This window comes from Mycobacterium sp. ST-F2 (assembly GCF_001905655.1).
Taxonomy (GTDB): Bacteria; Actinomycetota; Actinomycetes; order Mycobacteriales; family Mycobacteriaceae; genus Mycobacterium.
Window position 1 is genome coordinate 17,850 of the sequence record NZ_JMHT01000069.1, and the last position, 19,364, is coordinate 37,213.

16 protein-coding genes are annotated in these 19,364 nt (G+C 67.6%); 6 read left to right on the plus strand and 10 right to left on the minus strand.

All coding sequences use genetic code 11. From position 1 onward, the window contains the following. The first annotated feature begins 6 nt into the window (after window positions 1-6). Window positions 7-1,344 (plus strand): phosphoglucosamine mutase, encoded by a 1,338-nt coding sequence (gene glmM / locus EB75_RS22730; RefSeq protein ID WP_168176101.1) that lies wholly within the window; start codon window positions 7-9, stop codon window positions 1,342-1,344. Here glmM and EB75_RS22735 read toward each other — a convergent pair. Further along, window positions 1,341-1,580: a hypothetical protein gene (locus tag EB75_RS22735; protein WP_142239770.1), complete on the minus strand. Its 240-nt coding sequence runs from the start codon at window positions 1,578-1,580 to the stop codon at window positions 1,341-1,343. The two genes, glmM and EB75_RS22735, sit on opposite strands and share 4 nt — an antisense overlap. Before the next feature lie 27 nt (window positions 1,581-1,607). Further along, window positions 1,608-3,005 (minus strand): L-serine ammonia-lyase, encoded by a 1,398-nt coding sequence (locus EB75_RS22740; RefSeq protein WP_073697534.1) that lies wholly within the window; start codon window positions 3,003-3,005, stop codon window positions 1,608-1,610. A 164-nt stretch (window positions 3,006-3,169) separates the two neighbouring features. Between EB75_RS22740 and EB75_RS22745 the strand changes: the two genes are divergently transcribed. The 3 genes from EB75_RS22745 to EB75_RS22755 are packed head-to-tail and all read left to right on the plus strand — an operon-like array spanning window position 3,170 to window position 6,970. Beyond that, window positions 3,170-5,218 carry an NADH:flavin oxidoreductase gene (locus EB75_RS22745; RefSeq protein ID WP_073697535.1) on the plus strand — a complete coding sequence of 683 codons (2,049 nt, stop codon included), beginning with the start codon at window positions 3,170-3,172 and terminating at the stop codon, window positions 5,216-5,218. 37 nt (window positions 5,219-5,255) lie between these two features. Continuing rightward, window positions 5,256-6,341 (plus strand): S-(hydroxymethyl)mycothiol dehydrogenase, encoded by a 1,086-nt coding sequence (locus EB75_RS22750; RefSeq protein ID WP_073697536.1) that lies wholly within the window; start codon window positions 5,256-5,258, stop codon window positions 6,339-6,341. Next, window positions 6,338-6,970: an MBL fold metallo-hydrolase gene (locus tag EB75_RS22755; RefSeq protein WP_073697537.1), complete on the plus strand. Its 633-nt coding sequence runs from the start codon at window positions 6,338-6,340 to the stop codon at window positions 6,968-6,970. Before EB75_RS22750 ends, EB75_RS22755 begins: the two co-directional genes overlap by 4 nt. 74 nt (window positions 6,971-7,044) lie before the next feature. Here the strand turns inward: EB75_RS22755 and EB75_RS22760 are convergent, their stop codons facing one another. The 6 genes from EB75_RS22760 to glyA form a co-directional block, all read right to left on the minus strand. Further along, window positions 7,045-8,004: a type IV toxin-antitoxin system AbiEi family antitoxin domain-containing protein gene (locus EB75_RS22760; RefSeq protein ID WP_073697538.1), complete on the minus strand. Its 960-nt coding sequence runs from the start codon at window positions 8,002-8,004 to the stop codon at window positions 7,045-7,047. A gap of 128 nt (window positions 8,005-8,132) precedes the next feature. Beyond that, window positions 8,133-8,720: a sarcosine oxidase subunit gamma gene (locus EB75_RS22765; protein WP_073697539.1), complete on the minus strand. Its 588-nt coding sequence runs from the start codon at window positions 8,718-8,720 to the stop codon at window positions 8,133-8,135. Next, window positions 8,713-11,562, minus strand: coding sequence for a 2Fe-2S iron-sulfur cluster-binding protein (locus tag EB75_RS22770; RefSeq protein ID WP_073697540.1), 2,850 nt, complete (start codon window positions 11,560-11,562; stop codon window positions 8,713-8,715). The genes EB75_RS22765 and EB75_RS22770 overlap by 8 nt, the downstream gene beginning before the upstream one ends. Next, window positions 11,562-11,837 (minus strand): sarcosine oxidase subunit delta, encoded by a 276-nt coding sequence (locus tag EB75_RS22775; RefSeq protein WP_073697541.1) that lies wholly within the window; start codon window positions 11,835-11,837, stop codon window positions 11,562-11,564. Before EB75_RS22775 ends, EB75_RS22770 begins: the two co-directional genes overlap by 1 nt. Before the next feature lie 15 nt (window positions 11,838-11,852). Then, window positions 11,853-13,091 (minus strand): sarcosine oxidase subunit beta family protein, encoded by a 1,239-nt coding sequence (locus EB75_RS22780; RefSeq protein WP_073697542.1) that lies wholly within the window; start codon window positions 13,089-13,091, stop codon window positions 11,853-11,855. Then, on the minus strand, window positions 13,088-14,404 hold the full coding sequence (gene glyA / locus EB75_RS22785; RefSeq protein WP_073697543.1) for a serine hydroxymethyltransferase: 1,317 nt from the start codon (window positions 14,402-14,404) through the stop codon (window positions 13,088-13,090). Before glyA ends, EB75_RS22780 begins: the two co-directional genes overlap by 4 nt. A gap of 117 nt (window positions 14,405-14,521) precedes the next feature. Between glyA and EB75_RS22790 the strand changes: the two genes are divergently transcribed. Together EB75_RS22790 and EB75_RS22795 are read left to right on the plus strand one after the other, a co-directional pair. Beyond that, window positions 14,522-15,202, plus strand: a complete 681-nt coding sequence (locus tag EB75_RS22790; RefSeq protein ID WP_168176102.1) for a GntR family transcriptional regulator — start codon at window positions 14,522-14,524, stop codon at window positions 15,200-15,202. Between the two features lie 113 nt (window positions 15,203-15,315). Further along, window positions 15,316-15,993, plus strand: a complete 678-nt coding sequence (locus tag EB75_RS22795) for a GntR family transcriptional regulator (protein WP_073697544.1) — start codon at window positions 15,316-15,318, stop codon at window positions 15,991-15,993. Window positions 15,994-15,998: 5 nt separating this feature from the next. Here the strand turns inward: EB75_RS22795 and purU are convergent, their stop codons facing one another. Together purU and EB75_RS22805 are read right to left on the minus strand one after the other, a co-directional pair. Next, on the minus strand, window positions 15,999-16,868 hold the full coding sequence (purU, locus tag EB75_RS22800) for a formyltetrahydrofolate deformylase (protein WP_073697545.1): 870 nt from the start codon (window positions 16,866-16,868) through the stop codon (window positions 15,999-16,001). A 19-nt stretch (window positions 16,869-16,887) separates the two neighbouring features. Further along, complete coding sequence (locus EB75_RS22805) at window positions 16,888-19,347, minus strand: GcvT family protein (protein WP_073697546.1); 2,460 nt, start codon at window positions 19,345-19,347, stop codon at window positions 16,888-16,890. Window positions 19,348-19,364: the final 17 nt, after the last annotated feature.

Sequence of the window (19,364 nt, forward strand, 5' to 3'; positions counted from 1 at the left end):
AGGTCTATGAGTCGGCTGTTCGGCACCGATGGCGTCCGTGGCGTCGCGAACCGTGATCTGACCGCTGAGCTGGCACTGGCGCTGGGTTCGGCTGCGGCCCGTCGGCTGTGTTCGACTTCAGGAGCCGGCCGTTGTGTCGCGGTCGTCGGACGAGATCCCCGGGCCAGCGGCGAGATGCTGGAGGCCGCGGTCATCGCCGGCATCACCAGTGAGGGTGTCGACGTGCTCCGGGTCGGCGTGCTGCCGACCCCCGCGGTGGCCTATCTGACCGCCTCCTATGACGCACAGCTCGGCGTGATGATCTCCGCGTCGCACAACCCCATGCCGGACAACGGCATCAAGATCTTCGGCGCCGGCGGGCACAAGCTCGACGACGACACCGAGGACCGCATCGCCGAACTGGTCGCCGCAGGGCCCGGAGCCCGCCCGACCGGCGCCGGCATCGGCCGCGTGCTCGACGCCGCCGACGCGCTGGACCGCTACCTGACGCACGCCGCCAAGGCCGCGGTCGCTCCGTTGGCCGGGCTCACCGTCGTGGTCGACTGTGCGAACGGCGCCGCCTCGGCGGCTGCCCCACAGGCATATCGCGCCGCGGGCGCGACCGTCATCGCGATCAACGCCGAGCCGACCGGCCTCAACATCAACGACGGCTGCGGCTCCACCCACATGGCACAGTTGCAGCAGGCCGTCGTCGACCACGGTGCGGACCTGGGCCTGGCCCACGACGGCGACGCCGACCGATGTCTGGCCGTCGACGCGTCAGGTGCGCTGGTCGACGGTGACGCGATCATGGTGGTGCTGGCGCTGGCCATGCGCGATGCCGGCGAGCTGGTCTCGAACACATTGGTGGCCACCGTGATGAGCAACCTCGGCCTGCACCTGGCCATGCGCGAGGCCGGCATCGAGGTCCGCACCACGGGCGTCGGCGACCGGTACGTGCTCGAGGAACTGCGGGCGGGCAAGTTCTCGCTGGGCGGCGAACAGTCCGGCCACATCGTGATGCCCGAGCTGGGCACCACGGGCGACGGCATCGTCACCGGCCTGCGGCTGATGTCGCGCATGGCGCAGACGGGGGAGTCGCTGGCGGCACTGTGCGCGCCCATGCAGACGCTGCCGCAGGTGCTGATCAACGTCGAGGTGGCCGACAAGACCACGGTCGCCCAGGCGCCGGCGGTGCAGACCGCGGTCGCCGAGGCCGAGGCCGAACTCGGCGATACGGGACGAATCCTGTTGCGGCCCTCCGGAACCGAACAGGTCGTCCGCGTCATGGTGGAGGCCGCCGACGAGGACACCGCGCGGATGGTGGCGTTCCGCGTCGCCGAGTCGGTCAGCGACCAGCCTTAGCCCGTGCGCGGCATGTGGCTGCGATAATCGGCGGCCTGGTGCACGAGCATCAGGTCGGCGTCATCCAGCGGGAACTCGTGTGACCTGACGGCGTCGAGGACGGCGTCGAATCGGCGCATCACCCGAGGGGTGGTGATCCCGAAATGCGCCAGGGACGCGTCGTTGGATGGTTCCGCACCCGACGCGCAGCCCAGCACAAAGGTGAGGATTCCGCGGTCGTACCAATCAAGGTGCATCGTTGTCTCCCTCTCCTGCAACATCATTCAGCATTCGACGTAGTTCACCGGCACATTGACCGCGAGGCCGCCGGTGGAGGTTTCCTTGTACTTCGACAGCATGTCGGCGCCGGTGGTTCGCATGGTCTCGATGACCTGATCCAGCGAGACGTAATGCGCTCCGTCGCCGCGCAGGGCCATCCGGGCCGCGTTGATGGCCTTGCCTGCCGAGATCGCGTTGCGCTCGATGCACGGGACCTGGACCAGCCCCTGGATGGGATCGCAGGTGAGTCCGAGGCTGTGCTCCATGGCAATCTCGGCAGCGTTCTCGACCTGTTCCGGTGTGCCACCGAGGATTTCGGCGAGTGCGCCCGCCGCCATCGAGGCGGCCGACCCGACCTCGCCCTGGCAGCCGACTTCGGCGCCGGAGATGGACGCCCGCTCCTTGTAGAGCGACCCGATGGCCCCGGCGGTCAGGAGGAACCGCACCGCGGTGCCGTCGGGATCCTGGCGGCCGGCCCGGGTGTAGTGCACCGCGTAGTGCATCACGGCGGGCACGATGCCGGCGGCGCCGTTGGTGGGCGCGGTGACGACGCGCCCACCGGAGGCGTTCTCCTCGTTGACCGCCAGCGCGACGAGATTGACCCAGTCCTCGGCGAATTCGGGCTGCTTGTTCCAGTCCTCGGCGTTGAGCCGCTCAAACCAGTCTCGGGCGCGGCGGCGCACCCGCATGGGACCGGGGAGGTAGCCGTCGCGCGAGATGCCGCGCACTTCGCACTCGACCATCACGTCGCGGATGTGCAGCAGCCGGGCCCGGACCTCATCGGCAGTCCGCGTCTCGCACTCGACGGCCAGCATGAGATCGCTGATGCTGCAACCACGTTGGTGGCACAGCTCCAGCATGTCCTTCGCGGAGTCGAACGACAGGGAGTGGCCCGCGGCGGTACGCGCGGCGGGTTCCCGGCTTTCGGCCTCGGTCACGACGAAACCGCCGCCGATGGAGAAGTAGGTCTGCTTGTGCAGCTCGGCGCCGTGCGCATCGAGAGCGGTCAGTGTCATGCCGTTCGGGTGGAACGGCAGCACCGTCAGCGGGCGCAGGATCATGTCGGCCTCGGTGAGCGCGATCGGGCGTAGCCCCGCGAGCATGATGTGGCCGCTGGCCCGCATCTCCTCGACGCGCCGTTCCATGACATCGGTCCGGATTTCCTCGGGGTGGTTGCCTTCGAGCCCCAGCAGGATCGCTGTCATGGTGCCGTGGCCGGCGCCCGTGGCGGCCAGCGAGCCGTAGAGATCGACCCGGACGTCCGCCACCCCGGCAGCGCCTCCGAAAGCGCCGATGGTGTGCAGATCGTCGACGAATCGGGCGGCGGCCCGCATCGGCCCGACGGTGTGTGAACTCGACGGACCGATGCCGACGGAGAACAGGTCGAACACGCTGATGGTCACCGGAATCTCCCCTTTCGATGTCCGTAGACGTGCTGATAGACGAGTGATATATTAGTTACGTCACATACGGTAGATCAGCATTTGTACCTGGTCAAGCGGTACTTATGGGGTCGTAGACGACGTGTGAACCACGTCCGAACCATCTGAAAGAAACGGACTCGCCCATGGCTCATCAGCTCATCGATCCGCTCCTGCAGCCGTTCCGGCTGAAGAACATGACCCTGCGCAATCGCGTGGTGAGCACATCGCATGAGCCGTCGTACACCGAAGATGGCATGCCGAAGCGCCGCTACCGCCTGTATCACGAGGAGAAGGCCAAGGGCGGCATCTCGCTGACCATGATGGGTGGCTCCGCGGTCGTCGCCCCTGACAGCCCTTCCGCGTTCGGCAATCTGCACGTCTACAAGGACGAGATCGTGCCCTGGCTGAGCGAGCTGGCCTACGGCGTCCATGAGCACGGCGCCGCCGTCATGTGTCAGATCACCCACCTGGGCCGGCGCACCAGCAACTACGACGGCGACTGGCTGCCCGTGGTCTATCCGTCCGCCATCCGTGAACCCGCCCACCGGTCCTTCCCGAAGGTGGCCGAGGAGTGGGACATGGACCGCATCGTCAAGGCCTACGCCGACGCCACCGCACGGTGCCGCGCGGCCGGCCTGGACGGCATCGAACTCGAGGCCTACACCCATCTGCTCGACGCGTTCTGGTCGCCGCTGACCAACCACCGCGACGACGAATACGGCATGGGCAGCATGGAGGATCGACTTCGCTTCCCGCTCAGGGTGATTCGCGCCGTGCGCGAGGCCGCCGGACCGGACTTCGCCGTCGGCATCCGGATGTCACTCGACGAGGACCTGCCCGGCGGGCTGCAGTACGAAGACGGCATCGAGATCGCCAAGCGCCTGGTGCCCGAGGGCATCGACTTCATCAGTGTCATCAAGGGCTACATGGCCAGCGACGAGGCACTCTCGCGGGTGATCCCGCCGATGGGCACCCCGGTCGCGCCGCACCTGTCGTTCGCCGGCCAGGTCAAGAAGGAGCTCGGGATCCCGGTCATGCATGCCTCCCGGATCAACGATGTGGCCACCGCCCGGCACGCGATCCGCGACGGCCTGCTCGACCTCGTCGGCATGACGCGCGCGCATATCGCCGACCCGCACATCGTCGCGAAAATCCAAGCGGGCGATGAGGATCGGATTCGCCCCTGCGTCGGTGCCACCTACTGCCTCGACGAGATCTACCAGAACCGCGACGCCAAGTGCGTGCACAACCCGTCCACCGGACGCGAAGACCGGCTCCCGCACCGCGTCGACAAAACGACCGGGCCGGCGCGGACGGCGGTGGTCATCGGGGGCGGGCCGGCAGGCCTGGAAGCCGCCCGGGTGCTGGGCGAGCGCGGTCACCGCGTCGTCGTTTTCGAGGCCTCCGACTTGCCCGGTGGGCAGGTTCGGATCGCGTCGTCGTCACCGCGCCGGCGCGATCTCATCAGCATCATCGAGTGGCGACTGGACGAGTGCAAGCTGCTCGGCGTCGACATCCGCACCAACCGCTACGTCGACGCCGACGAGGTGCTCGCGGAGAATCCCGACATCGTGGTGGTCGCCACCGGCGGTGTGCCGAACACCGAATTCCTCACCGAGGGAGCCAATCTGGTCACCGATGGTTGGGATGTGTTGTGCGGTGCGGTGCATCCGCGCGGCGAGGTCATGCTCTACGACGACAACGGCGGCCACCCCGGACTGGATGCCGCCGAGGTGCTGGCCCGTAGCGGTGTTGCCCTCGAATTCGTCACTCCCGAGCGGATATTGGCACCTGACGTCGGCGGCGTGAACTACCCCGGCTACTTCAAGGTGTTCGCCGAGCACGGCGTGCGCGTCACGCTCAACGAGCGACTGACCGGGGTGCGCCGCAAGGACGGACGGCTCGAAGTGGACCTCTACAACGAATATGCGCACGCCACCCGGCAGCGCATGGTCGACCACGTCGTCGTCGAACACGGCACGCTGCCGTCCGACGAGCTGTACTTCGGGCTGGTCCCCGGTTCCACCAACCTCGGCGAAGTCGACCAGCAGGCCCTGCTCAACCTGCAACCGCAGAACGTCGTGCGCAATGCCGATGGCGGCTATCAGCTTTTCCGGATCGGTGACGCCGTCGCGAGTCGCAACATCCACGCTGCGATCTACGACGCGTTCCGGCTCTGCCTCGTTCTCTGACCACCCACGTCCTCTGACAAAACCAAGGAGTATCCCTATGCCACAACAAGTTCGAGGTGTCATCGCCCGCTCCAAGGGCGCCCCGGTAGAAGTCACGACCATCGTGATCCCCGACCCGGGGCCGGGCGAGGTCGTCGTGAAGGTCCAGGCGTGCGGCGTCTGCCACACCGACCTGACCTATCGCGAGGGCGGCATCAACGACGAATACCCTTTCCTGCTCGGCCATGAGGCTGCCGGCATCGTCGAAGAGGTCGGCCCCGGTGTCGAATCGGTCGAGGTCGGCGACTTCGTGATCCTCAACTGGCGCGCGGTCTGTGGCCAGTGCCGGGCGTGCAAGCGTGGCCGTCCGCAGTACTGCTTCAACACTTTCAACGCCAGCCAGAAGATGACCCTGGAGGACGGCACCGAGCTGACCCCGGCACTGGGCATCGGCGCCTTCGCCGACAAGACGCTGGTTCACGCGGGACAGTGCACCAAGGTCGACGCCACCGCCGACCCGGCGGTGGTCGGCCTGCTGGGTTGCGGCGTGATGGCCGGGCTCGGCGCGGCGGTCAACACCGGCAACGTCTCCCGCGGCGACTCGGTGGCCGTGATCGGCTGCGGTGGCGTCGGTGACGCCGCCATCATGGGTTCCCGGCTGGCGGGCGCGGGCAAGATCATCGCGGTCGACCGGGATCCGCGAAAGCTGGAGTGGGCCAAGGAACTCGGCGCCACCCACACCGTCAACGCCGCCGAAACCGATACCGTCGAGGCGGTGCAGGAGCTCACCGGCGGGTTCGGTGCCGACGTGGTGATCGACGCCGTCGGTCGCCCGGAAACCTGGAAGCAGGCGTTCTACGCCCGTGACCTCGCCGGCACCGTCGTCCTCGTCGGCGTACCGACCCCGGATATGACGCTGGAGATGCCTCTGGTCGACTTCTTCTCCCGCGGTGGCTCGCTGAAGTCCTCCTGGTACGGCGACTGCCTGCCCGAGCGCGACTTCCCGATGCTGGTCGATCTCTACCAGCAGGGCCGAATCCCGTTGGAGCGCTTCGTCTCCGAGCGGATCAAGCTCGACGAGGTCGAGGACGCGTTCCACACCATGCACGCCGGCAATGTGCTGCGTTCGGTGGTCGTGCTGTGAGCGGCGAGCTCCGCATCGACCGCGTCGTCACCTCGGGGACCTTCAGCCTCGACGGCGGGACGTGGGACGTCGACAACAACGTCTGGGTGATCGGCGATGACTCCGAGGTGGTCATCGTCGACGCGGCCCACACCGCGCCCCAGATCGTCGACGCCGTCGCCGGCCGTAACGTGGTGGCGGTCGTCGTCACCCACGGGCACAACGACCACGTGACCGTCGCCCCGGAGTTGGCGTACGAGTTGCACGCCCCGATCCTGCTGCATCCCGGCGACGACATGCTCTGGCAGACAAGCCATCCCGACGAGAAGTACTGGAACCTCGACGCCGGTCAGCGGATCGGTGTCGCGGGTACCGAGATCGAGGTCATCCACACGCCCGGCCACTCGCCGGGATCGGTGTGCCTGTACCTGCCCGAGGCCGGTGCGCTGTTCTCCGGGGATACCCTGTTCAATGGCGGGCCGGGTGCGACCGGGCGGTCCTACAGCGATTTCCCGACGATCATCGACTCCATCCGGGATTCGATCCTGACACTGCCGGAAGAGACTCGGGTGCATACCGGTCACGGCGATCACACCACGGTGGGTGCCGAGGCGCCGCACCTGGCGGAGTGGATAGCGCGCGGGCACTGATGGCCAAAGGCCACTAACCCGCGGGTCTCAGTTACCAGGTGACTGGAATCAGCGGGTTAGCTGGTCGAACCTGTTCACGCTGCGAGACCGGCAGCGGCGTACGGACATCCAGGCCCACAAGGATGGCCGACCACTGCGATCCCGTGCCGACGCAGAATCTGGGCGATCTTCGCTGCGGTCTGACACGGCCGGTCGAAAACCTGCTGGTAGCTCAGTCGCACCGTCGACCGGCCATCGACTGCGGCATCGAGATCACGCTCGAAATCATCGTTCCGGGCGGCTGCTGAGTCGTGAAACAGCCGGCCGTCGAGCTCTACGATTAAGCGCTGCCCGTACTCGATGTCGCGGTAACGGACTCCCGACGACGAGGACGACCTGGTTTGCCGACTGGGGTGAGGCAGCCCGTGTGCGCGCTCGACGCGATTCAGATAGCGGTGTTCGAGCACGGAACACGTGCCGTCAGCGATGTCGACGAGGACCGCACGCAACCATCTTCGGCGCGGAATTCGTTGTCGCCCATCGAGCGCTGCCAGGAGACGTTGTGCAGTGGTGCGTCGCGACTGGCAGGCATCGGCAAGCACCGCTATCGCGTCGAATTCCGTTGTCCGACATGCGACATCGAGCGCGGCTTCCTCGTAACGGACTCGCGGCGGGCCGGTATGCCACAGCACCCGCTGGTCCAGATGGGCCAGACGGTGGATGCGCACGCCGTCGGGCTCAGCAAGGGTGCTGCGATCCTGGTCGACTGCGATATGGATCACCGGGCCTTCGCGCCACATTGCCGACTCCAGGCACAGCGCCGCAGGTACCGCGTAAAGGACTGCAGCCCAGGCGCGTTGCTGCCAAGTGGGCAAGCCCGTGTGGTTGACGTAGACACCGTCATGGATGCGTGCCCATTCGTTGCGTCTGAGCTTGCGCCGAATGTAGGAGTCGTGTTGGCCGGCTTCGCGTACTTGGCGTCGTGAAATGACACCGTCCTGGTGGGCGAGCACCTCAGCAATCTCGGCATCAGCCGCCCGGCCCCCGTTGTTCACGCCGTCGATCTTGGCGGGTGCGCGCCGCCATCCGCTAGACCCTGGGTCGGCAGCCTGTGGATAACTGCTTAGCCCGCGGGTTGCAGTCAGCAGGTGACTGCAACCCGCGGGCTAAGCAGTCGGGCGCTTCAGGCAGTGAATTCCTCGGCCGCATCGAGCAACCAGTCGGCCAGATAGCCGGCAAATGACGAGCGGACGATGATCCGGTAGTCGGTTCCCTTGTCGTCCAAGGGAATCAGCACGACGGCAGCCAGCGCGAGCATCGTCTGGGCTGCGACACCTGGGCCGAACACCCGTGGGTGCAGATCCAGCGAGCAGCCTTTGGCCAGTACGTCACGGGCATGCGCACCGCGCAGCCGCACCGTGGTGCGCTGTGCGGACACGTCGACGGCAGCACCTCCAGCGGCGGCGACCGCCTCGTGCAGCTGCGCCTCGAGGGCCTCACCGCCGCGCTGCGTCGACGTCACCAGCCACTCCTCGGGTCCGAACCAGATCACCGACGAATCAGGACCGGTGACACAGGTACCCGGTGTCGTCGGCAACGCGGCCAGTCCGAGGAGCCGGGCGGCTTCGGCGCCGCCGGCTCCGGCCGGGTCGACCCACAGATCGACCATGGTGACGAACGGCTCCTCGGTGAGGCTCGCCGCCGCTGGGGTTGCTGCGAACTGGGTGGACCAACCCTGCAATGGGCTACGGCGAGTGAGGGTTTCAGCCATCGCGGCGCGCTCCTTCGGGATCGACGAGGACGGAACCGGTGACCTCGACGGCCACCAGGGCACCGTCCACGGGAACGGTGAGGGTGTCTCCGATGCGGGCGTGGCCGCCCTTGACCAAGGCCAGCGCGAACGGGCGGCCCAGCTCGGCGCTGCGGTAGCTCGACGTGACGTGCCCAAGCATGGGAACCGGCGGCGGTGGCAATGTGCCATCGCTGGGTGTCTCGATGATCTGGGCGCCTTCGGGCAGCACGGTCCGTGCATCGACCGGAAGGAGTCCGACGAACTGCTTGCGCAGCGGATTGACGTTCTCGGCGCGAGTGAACGAGCGCTTCCCGATGAAATCGGGCTTCTTCTTCGACACCACCCAGTTCATCCCGAGGTCTTGTGGCGTCACGGTGCCGTCGGTGTCCTGCCCGATGATCGGGTAGCCCTTCTCGGCCCGCAGCACGTGCATGGTCTCGGTGCCGTAGGGCGTGATGCCGTATGGTTCGCCCGCCTCGATCAGCCTCTCCCACACCGCCGTTGCGTACCAGCCCATGACGTTGACCTCGTACGCGAGCTCGCCGGAGAAGCTCACCCGGCCGATCCGGACGTGGACACCGTCCAGCTGGGTGTCGCGCCAGGCCATGAACGGGAATGCCTCATTGCTGGCGTCGACTCCCGGGAACACCGAGCCGATGACGTCCCGCGAGCGCGGGCCGACGACAGGGAAGGTGTGCCACTGCTCGGTGACCGAGGTGAGGCGCACCCGCAGGTGCGGCCACTCGGTCTGCAGCCATTCCTCCATCCAGTCCAGGATGCGGGCCGCGCCACCCGTGGTGGTGAACACCTGGAAGCGGTCGTCGGCCAGGCGCATCACGGTGCCGTCGTCGATCACCATGCCGTCGACGCCGCACATGACGCCGTACCGCAGCATTCCGACCTTGAGCGTGCTCATCAGGTTGGTGTAGAGCATGTCGAGGAATGCGCCGGCATCGGGACCCTGGACGTCGATCTTGCCCAGCGTCGAGCCGTCGAGGATGCCGACACCCGTTCGTGCTGCGGCGCATTCGCGCAAGACCGCGGTGTCCATGTCTTCTCCCGGCAGCGGGTAGTAGCGCGGGCGCTTCCACTGGCCGACGTCCTCGAACACCGCGCCGCGGGCGACGTGCCAATCATGCACTGCGGTAACGCGTTCCGGGTCGAACATGTGCCCACGGCTGCGGCCGGCCAGCGCCGCGAACGCGACCGGGGTGTACGGCGGCCGGAACGTGGTGACGCCCATCTCGGCCACGGGCACGCCCAGCAGTTCGGCGGTGATGCCCGAGGCGACGACGCCGGACGTCTTGCCCTGATCGTGTGCGGTGCCGATGGTGGTGTAGCGCTTGATGTGTTCCATCGACCGCATGCCGGCGCCGACCGCGCGGACCAGGTCTGCCACGGTCGCGTCCCGCTGGACGTCGACGAACTGCGTTGCACCGGCGGCATCGGGAACCCGCCACAGCACCGCGGGGGCGGACGTCGGGCGAATCGAATCCGATTCTCCGGCAAGCGGTTCGGCCGGAGCGCCGAGTCCGAGAACCCCCAGTGCACGGACGGCGGCCTCACGGCCCGACCGCAGACAGCCGGGGAGGTCGAAGGTGCCTGCCGCCGAACCGGCGACACTCACCTCATCGAGTTCGGCGCCCGGAACGAACGCGCCGAGGACATCGTCGTACCGCAGCGGCCCGCGCACCTGGCTGAACAGGTGCACCGCGGGATTCCAGCCGCCGCTGACCAGAAGCACATCGCACGCCAGGTCTTCGGATGCGCCGTCCGCTCCGGTGACAACGGCTGCACTGACCCGGTTCTCACCGCGGCTGCCGCTGACGACCGACCCGGTCCGCACGGCGATGCCCCGATCAGCGCACGCCGCAAGCAGATCCGCGGCCACCTCGGCGCGCGCATCGATGATCGCGGCGATCGCCACTCCGGCGTCGTGCAGGTCCAGCGCGGCCTGATAGGCGCTGTCGTTGGTGGTGAACACCACGGCCCGCTCGCCGACCAAGGCGGCGTACCGGTGCAGGAAGGTGCGGGCGCCGGCCGCCAGCATGATGCCGGGCCGGTCGTTGTCGGTGAACACCACCGGCCGCTCGTGCGCGCCGGCAGCGACGATGACGTGCCGGGCCCGGATCCGCCAGACCCGCTGGCGGCTCACGCCAGCGGGGGCAGCGGCGCCGAGGTGATCGGTACGCCGTTGCAGCGCAAGGACAAAGCCGTCGTCGTAGTGGCCGAACGCGGTGGTGCGCTGCAGGTGCAGCACATCGGGATAGGTGACGAGTTCGGCGACCGCGGCGGCGACCCACTCCAGGGCCGGGCGACCGGCGATGGTGTCGGCACTGCCCAACAGGGCACCACCGGCTTCGCTCTGCTCGTCGATCAGCACCACGCGGGCGCCGGCGCGGGCGGCCGTCAGCGCGGCTGCCAGGCCGGCCGGGCCGGCCCCGGCGACCAGCACGTCGGCGTGCACATGCGTCGAGTCGTAGCGCGCGGGGTCGGCGACGTCAGCCAGCCGGCCCTGCCCCGGGATGCCCCGAGCGACCAGACCGTCATACAGCTCCACCGTGGTGGCCAGCAGCATGGGCTCGGGGAAGGGGTGCTCGATCTGGACCAGCCCGCCGGTGTCCTCGGCCCACGCCGAGGTGAAACCGCGGGGCCGGCCCATCTTGATGCTCGAGGTGACGTGGTGCACCCCGTTCGCCAGCAGCGCCGAAGCCAGGGTGTCGCCGGCGTGCCCGGTGTACTCCTGGCCGTTGAACGTGAAGGTGTGCACCGTATCCCGATCGATACGGCCACCGGTTTCGGTGCGCAATGAGGTGCTCATCAGATTGTCGGCCTCTGCTCGTCGAGTCGGTAGACACGCTCGAATCGGTAGGTTGCGGTGTCGCGGATGGCGTTGAACCAGCGGCGGCAGCCGGCGCTATGGGTCCAGCGTTCGGCGAACAGCCCTTTGGGGTTGGCGCGGAAGAACACGTAGTGCGCCCACTGTTCGTCGGTCAGCGATTGCGGGTCTTCGGGGTAGGCCACGTGAGCCTGGCCGCCGTAGTGGAATTCGGTTTCCTCGCGTGGCCCGCACCACGGGCACTCGATGAGTTGCATTGGGGCTCCTGGGTTCTAGTGCGCCACGCCGGCGGCGCCGTGTTCGTCGACCAGGGCTCCGGTGACGAACCGGTCGAGACTGAAGGGGGCGATGTACTCGTGTTCGACGCCGCCCGCGATGGTGTCGGCCAGGCACCAGCCGATACCCGGCGTCACCTTGAAACCGCCTGTGCCCCAACCAGCATTGAGGTACAGGTTGTCGTAGCCGACACGGCCGACGATCGGTGACGCGTCAGGGCACACGTCGACGATGCCCGCCCAGGTGCGCAACAGGTGTGCCCGGGCGAAGACCGGGAACAGCTCCACCGCGGCGGCCATCTGGCGTTCGATGATGTGGAAGGCGCCGCGTTGTCCGTAGCCGTTGTAGGAATCGATGCCCGCGCCCATCACGAGTTCACCCTTGTGGGCCTGAGATACGTACACGTGCACCGCATTCGACATCACGACGGTCGGATGCACGGGCTCGAGCAGTTCGGACACCAGCGCCTGCAGCGGGTGGCTCTGCAGCGGGGTGCGGATGCCCAGCATGTCGGTGAGCGTCGACGTGTGCCCGGCGGCGCACAGCGCCACCTGCCCGGCGCCGATGTCACCGCGGGTGGTACGCACCCCGGTGACCCGGTCGCCGTCGGTGACGAACCCGGTGACCTCGCAGTTCTGGATGATGTCGATGCCGGCCTCGTCGGCGCGGCGGGCGAAGCCCCAGGCGACGTAGTCGTGCTTGGCGATGCCGGCCCGTGGCTGGTAGGTGGCGCCCAGCACCGGGTAGCGAATGTCACTGGAAATGTTGACGATCGGGCACAGGTCCTTGACCTCTTTGGGTTCCACCCACTCGGCGTCGATGCCGTTGAGCTTGTTGGCCTCGACGCGCCGGACGCTGTCGCGCACGTCCTGCAGGCTGTGCGCCAGGTTGAGCACACCGCGCTGGCTGAACAGGATCGGGTAGTCCAGGTCCTCCTCGAGCCCCTCCCACAGTTTCAGGGCGTGCTCGTAGATCCGGGCGCTCTCGTCCCACAGGTAGTTGGACCGGATCAGGGTGGTGTTGCGGGCCATGTTGCCGCCGGCCAGCCAGCCGCGTTCCAGTACCGCGACGTTGGTGATGCCGTGGTTCTTGGCGAGGTAATGCGCGGTGGCCAGGCCGTGACCGCCGCCGCCGACGATGACGACGTCGTACGACTTCTTCGGTTCCGGTGTGCGCCAGAGGAATTCGGGGTGGTCGGGCAGATGTGCGCCCGGCGGGAGCGTCGGTGCGGTCACAGTGAGGCCTCCGTGAGGTTGGGGTACAGCGGGAAGCGGGCGGCCAGCACGTCCACGCGGTCGCGCAGCGCGGCCAGGGTCGCGTCGTCGGCGTCGGGTCGCAGTGCCTGGCTGATGACATCCGCGACTTCGCGGAAGCTGTCCAGATCGAAGCCGCGCGTCGCGAGCGCGGCGGTACCGATGCGCACGCCCGAACTGACCATCGGCGGTCGCGGATCGAACGGAACGGCGTTGCGGTTCACGGTGATTCCCACGCGGTGCAACCGGTCTTCGGCCTGCTTGCCGTCCAGTTCGGACTCCCGCAGGTCGACCAGCACCAGGTGGACGTCTGTGCCGCCGGACACCACATTGATGCCCGCCGCGCGGGAATCGTCCTGCAGCAGACGCTCGGCCAGGATCGCCGCGCCGTCCAGGGTGCGCTGCTGCCGCTCACGGAATTCCGGTGCGGCCGCGAGCTTGAACGACACCGCCTTGGCAGCGATGACGTGCTCGAGGGGCCCGCCCTGCTGCCCCGGGAACACCGACGAGTTGAACTTCTTGGCCAGTGCTTCGTCGTTGGTGAGGATGATGCCGCCGCGCGGGCCGCCCAGCGTTTTGTGGGTGGTCGAGGTGACGACGTGGGCGTGTGGCACTGGCGAGGGGTGCAGGCCGGCCGCGACGAGCCCGGCGAAATGGGCCATGTCGACCATGAGGTAGGCGCCGACTTCGTCTGCGATGCGGCGGAATTCGGCGAAGTCGAGCTGCCGGGGGTAGGCGGACCAGCCGGCGAGGATCAGCTTGGGCCGACGCTCACGGGCGATGCGCTCGACTTCGGCCATGTCGACGCGGTGGTCGTTCTCGCCGACGTGGTAGGCGGCGACGTCGTACAGCTTGCCGGAGAAGTTGAGCTTCATCCCGTGCGTGAGGTGGCCGCCGTGCGCCAGATCGAGACCGAGGATGGTGTCGCCGGGGGAGAGCAGCGCCGCCATGGCCGCGGCGTTGGCCTGTGCGCCCGAATGTGGTTGCACGTTGGCGTATTCGGCGCCGAAGAGGCTCTTGACCCGGTCGATGGCGAGTTGCTCGGTGACGTCGACGTATTCGCAGCCGCCGTAGTACCGGCGACCGGGGTAGCCCTCGGCGTACTTGTTGGTCATCACCGATCCTTGCGCCTGCATCACGGCGACCGGCGCGAAGTTCTCGCTGGCGATCATCTCCAGCGTGCTCTGCTGGCGGTGCAATTCGGCCGAGATGGCCTGGTACACATCTGGATCCAGGTCGGCGAGGCTCGCGCTCAGCGTGGGGTTCGTGGCCGTCGGTGCGGTGTCGAGGGTCATCTGGACCTTTCTGACATTGCAGTTTGTAGTGGACTAATATATCAGATGTCGGTTAGATTAGGATCAGCTCGTGGCCGCGTCAATAGGTAGGCCGCAGACACTTTTGGAGGAGTGACGATGACCCTGATGGAGTTGTCGTTCGGCGACCTCGACGGTGCGCCGGCTGTTGCCGAGACCAACGCGGACCGCGCGTACGACATCGTGCGCGAACGCTTGGTGATGCTCGATATCCGGCCGGGTGAGCCCATCAACGACGATCGGCTGGCCGCCGAGCTCGGCTTCGGTCGCACTCCCGTCCGCGAGGCCCTCAAACGTCTCGAGCGCGACCGCCTTGTCGTCACCTATCCGCGCCGGGGCACGTTCGCGGCGGCCGTCGACATGACGGACCTGGCCGACATCTCGGAGATTCGCAAGCTGTTGGAGCCGACGGCAGCCGCCCGTGCCGCCCGGGTCGCGACGTCGGACACCCGTGCCCGGCTGACTGCCCTCGCCCAGGCGATCGCCCGGATCGAGGACACCGACGATCCTCATGCGGTCCTGCGTCACGACGTCCATGTGCACCGCGAGATCTACCGGGCCTCGGGCAATCCGCACCTGGAACAGATCCTCGTCAGTCTCGATGCCCACGCCACCCGGATCTGGTGCTTGTTCCTGGACCGGCTGCCGGGTGTTGCCGGCCACGTTCGCGAACATATCGAGCTGTTGGAGGCCATCGTCGCGGGTGACGAGGACAAGGCGGCGGCTCTGACGCTGGCGCATGTCTGCGGCTTCGAGACGGCCATCCGCGCGTTGCTCTGATGGCTCCGCCGGGTGTTGCCGGCTTCCCGTCATCCATCTGATATATCATTGTCCCGGCTGAACAACGTCAGTTGCCGGCTGGAGAATCAGTGACGTCGGGGAGGCGGGTTGCGATGAGCGTTGCGGGTGTGGAACAGCTCGACGACGTTGCCTCCGAGGAGATGTCGTTTGCCGACCGGGCGTATCTGGTGATCCGCGACAAGCTCATCATGCTGGACATCCGTCCCAATGAAGCCATCGTGGAAAATGATCTGGCTGCGGAACTCGAATTGGGTCGTACTCCCGTACGCGAAGCGCTCAAGCGTTTGGAAGCGGATCGGCTGGTGGTCTCGTTTCCTCGTCGGGGCACTTTCGCCACCGGTGTCGACGTCGCCGACCTCCGGCACATCTCCCAGATTCGGGTGAATCTCGAGCCCGTTGCCGCTCGCTCGGCCGCCGAGAACGCCTCCGCCGACGTGCGTGCGGGCCTGCTCAAGCTTGCCGACCTCACCGAAGCGCTCGATGTGGAGAGCATCCATCGCGACGAACTGATGCGGTGGGACCTGCGCGCGCACCGCGCGATCTACCGGGCCGCCGGAAACCCGCATCTCGAGGACGTGCTGGTCCGCTACGACAATCTCGCGACCCGCATCTTCTGCCTGTTCCTCGACCGATTGCCAACCGTGGCCCGCCACGTCGGCGAGCACGCCGAGCTGTTGCGGACCATCGCCAGTGGCGATGGGGACGCCGCCGCGCAGATCGCACTCGACCACGTCACCGGATTCGAGAAGGCGGTCCGCGCAATCGTCTGAGCGCGTCAGCTGAAGACGACGGTGCGATGGCCGTGCAGCAGTACCCGGTTCTCGCAATGCCAGCGCACGGCCCGCGACAGCGCCAGCGCCTCGGCGTCCTGACCGACGGTGGCGAGCCGTGCCGGGTCGAATGAGTGATCGATCCGGATCACCTCCTGCTCGATGATCGGTCCCTCGTCGAGGTCCGGCGTCACGTAATGCGCCGTTGCGCCAACGAGTTTCACGCCCCGGTCGAACGCCTGGTGATAGGGCTTGGCGCCCTTGAATCCGGGCAGGAACGAGTGGTGGATGTTGATGGCGCGGCCGCGCAGCTTCTCGCAGGTGTCGTCCGAGAGCACCTGCATGTAGCGGGCCAGCACCACCATGTCCGCATCGAGTTCGTCGACCAGCGCGAGCAATGCGCGTTCGGCCTCGGGCTTGGTGTCCGGGGTCACCGGAATGTGCACGAACGGCAGCCCGGCCGCCTCTGCCATCGGGCGTAGCACCTCGTGGTTGGACACCACCGCCACCAGTTCGCCGCCGAGAGTGCCTGCGCGCCAGCGGAAGATCAGGTCGTTGAGGCAGTGGCCCATCTTCGAGACCATCACCAGGACCCTGGGCTTGCGAGTGCTGTCGACGAAGCGGAACGTCATGCCGAATTCGGTTGCCACCGAGGCGAAGTCGTCGGTCAACTGGGCGATGACGTCGACGCTGCCGGCACTGCTGTGCGTGGTGCAGACGAACGTCGTGCGCTGAAAGAACGCCTGGCTGCGGGTGTCGTCGAACTGTTGGTGTTCGGCGATGTCGAAGTTGCGCGAGAACAGGAACGAACTCACGGCATGGACGATGCCCGGGCGCTGCGGGCAGCTCAGGGTGAGCGTGATGGTGTGCGGCATGGTGTTTCTCGCTTGGTCGTTACGCGCGGATCTTGGACATCTCGGGGTCGACGAGCGGCTCGGCCACCACGGTGGCCGGAATGCGGCGACCGAAGTACTCGATCTCGACACCGGTACCCGGCGTCGCCGAGGCGGGCAGCCAGGCATAGGCGATCGGGGTGCCGACGGTGTGCCCGAACGCCGCACTGGTGACGTACCCGGCGGGGGAGCCGTTCAGGTACACCGGTTCGGAGCCGAGCACCATCGACGTCTTGTCGTCGACGGTCAGGCAGACCAGGCGCCGCGTGACGGTGTCGTCGGACACCCCGGCCAGCGCGTCGTGACCGATGTAGCCGTCCTTCTGGGCGCGCACCGCGAACCCGAGGCCGGCCTCGAAGGGGTTGTGCTCGGTGGTCATGTCAGTGCCCCACGAGCGGTAGCCCTTCTCCAGTCGCAGGCTGTTGAACGCGGCGCGGCCGGCGGCGATGACGCCGTGGCGCTGCCCTTCGGCCCACAGCGCGTCCCACAGACGCAGTCCGTTCTCGGCGGTGGTGTAGAGCTCCCAGCCCAATTCGCCGACGTAAGACAGCCGCATCGCGGTGACGGGGACGCCGCCGATGCGGACCTGCTTGGCGCGGAAGTACTTGAATGCGTCATTGGAGAAGTCGTCCCGGCTGAGCGCGGACACCACGTCGCGGGCGCGCGGACCCCACAGTCCGATGCAGCAGGTGCCGCCGGTGATATCGCGCACGGCGACGGTGCCGTCGGCCGGGGCCAGGCGGCGGAAGTAGTCCAGGTCGATGTTGCCGTTCGCGCCGACCTGGAAGGTGTCCTCCGACAGCCGGGCCACCGTGATGTCGCTGCGCACGCCGCCGGCGTTGTCCAGCGCCAGGGTGTAGGTCACCGAGCCGACCGACTTGTCCATCTTGCCGGTGGTGGTGCGCTCCAACAGGTCCAGCGCGCCGGGGCCGGAGATCTCCAGCCGCTTCAGCGGGGTCATGTCGTACATCGCGACCGCGGTCCGGGTGCGCCACGCCTCGGCGGCGGCGATGGGGGAGTGGAACATCGCCGACCATTCGTCACGTGCCGGGGGCTGCCACTGCGGCGGCAGCTCGTCGAGCAGTCTCGCGTTGGCCTCGAACCAGTGCGGCCGCTCCCAGCCCGCGCTCTCCAGGAACACCGCACCCAGTTCGGTCTGCCGGCGGTGGAACGGGCTGACGCGCAGATTGCGCGGTGATTCCTTGGGCTGCAATGGATGAAGGATGTCGTAGACCTCGACGAAGTTCTGCTGCGCGGTCTCGCTGACGTAGTCGGGATCGAGCTGCACCTCTTCGAAGCGGTGTACATCGCAGCCCTGCAGCGCCACTTCGGAGTGTCCGTCGATCAGCAGCTGCGCCACCGCGCGGGCGACGCCCGCCGAGTGCGTGACCCACACCGCTTCGGCGATCCAGAACCCGGCGACGTCAGGGGATTCGCCGATCAGCGGACCGCCGTCGGGGGTGAAGGAGAAGATGCCGTTGAAGCCGGACTCGACCTTCGCGGTCTGCAGGCACGGCAGCAGCAACTTGGCCTGCTCCCAGGCCGGCGCGAAATCCTCTTCGGTGAACGCGAGCATGGAAGGCATTGCGTCCGTGGTGATTTCGCCGTCGGGCAGCTCGTCCAGCGCCGCCGGCATGGGGCGGTGCGCGTAGGACCCGATGCCGAGCCGGTCGACGTGCTCGCGGTAGTAGAGGTCCTGGTCCTGGTGCCGCAGGATGGGCAGGCCGGCCTCGGACACTTCGGTGTTGCGGCCGACGAGTTCGGGGATCTGGTCGGTCTTGGCGTACTGGTGCGCCAGCGGCAGCAGGGGCACGCGCATACCGACGAGCTCCCCGAGGGCCGGTCCCCAGAAACCACCGCACGACACCACGATGTCGGCAGGCACGACGCCGTTGTCGGTGGCCACGCCCGTGACCTTGCCGCCGCTGTGCTCGATGCCGATCACCTTTGTCGAACCACGGAATTCGGCGCCGAGGCCTTGGGCGCGCCGGATCAGTGCCGCGACGACGCGCGGGGCCTTGGCCAATCCATCGCTCGGCACGTAGAGCCCGCCCAGGATGCGGTCGCGATCCAGCAGGGGATGCAGCTTGGCGCACTCCTGCGCGTCGATCACCACGGCATCGACACCCCACGAGGTGGCCCAGCCTTGCTTGCGATACAGGTCGGCCAACCGCTGCTCGGTGGTTGCCACCTCGAGGCCGCCGACCTGGTTGAAGCACCACTGGCCGTCGGACTCCAGCGACAGGAACTTCTCGACGGTGTAGCTCGCCAGCGCGGTCATGGTCTTCGACGCGTTGGTCTGGAACACCAAACCCGGTGCGTGCGAAGTGGATCCGCCCGTCAGCGGCAGCGGGCCCTGGTCCAGCACCGTCACGTTGGTCCAACCGCGGGCGGTGAGTTCATCCGCGAGGTTCGCGCCGACGATGCCGGCTCCGATGATCACAACGCGCGGTGATCCCATGGGCGTGGTCCTCCTGG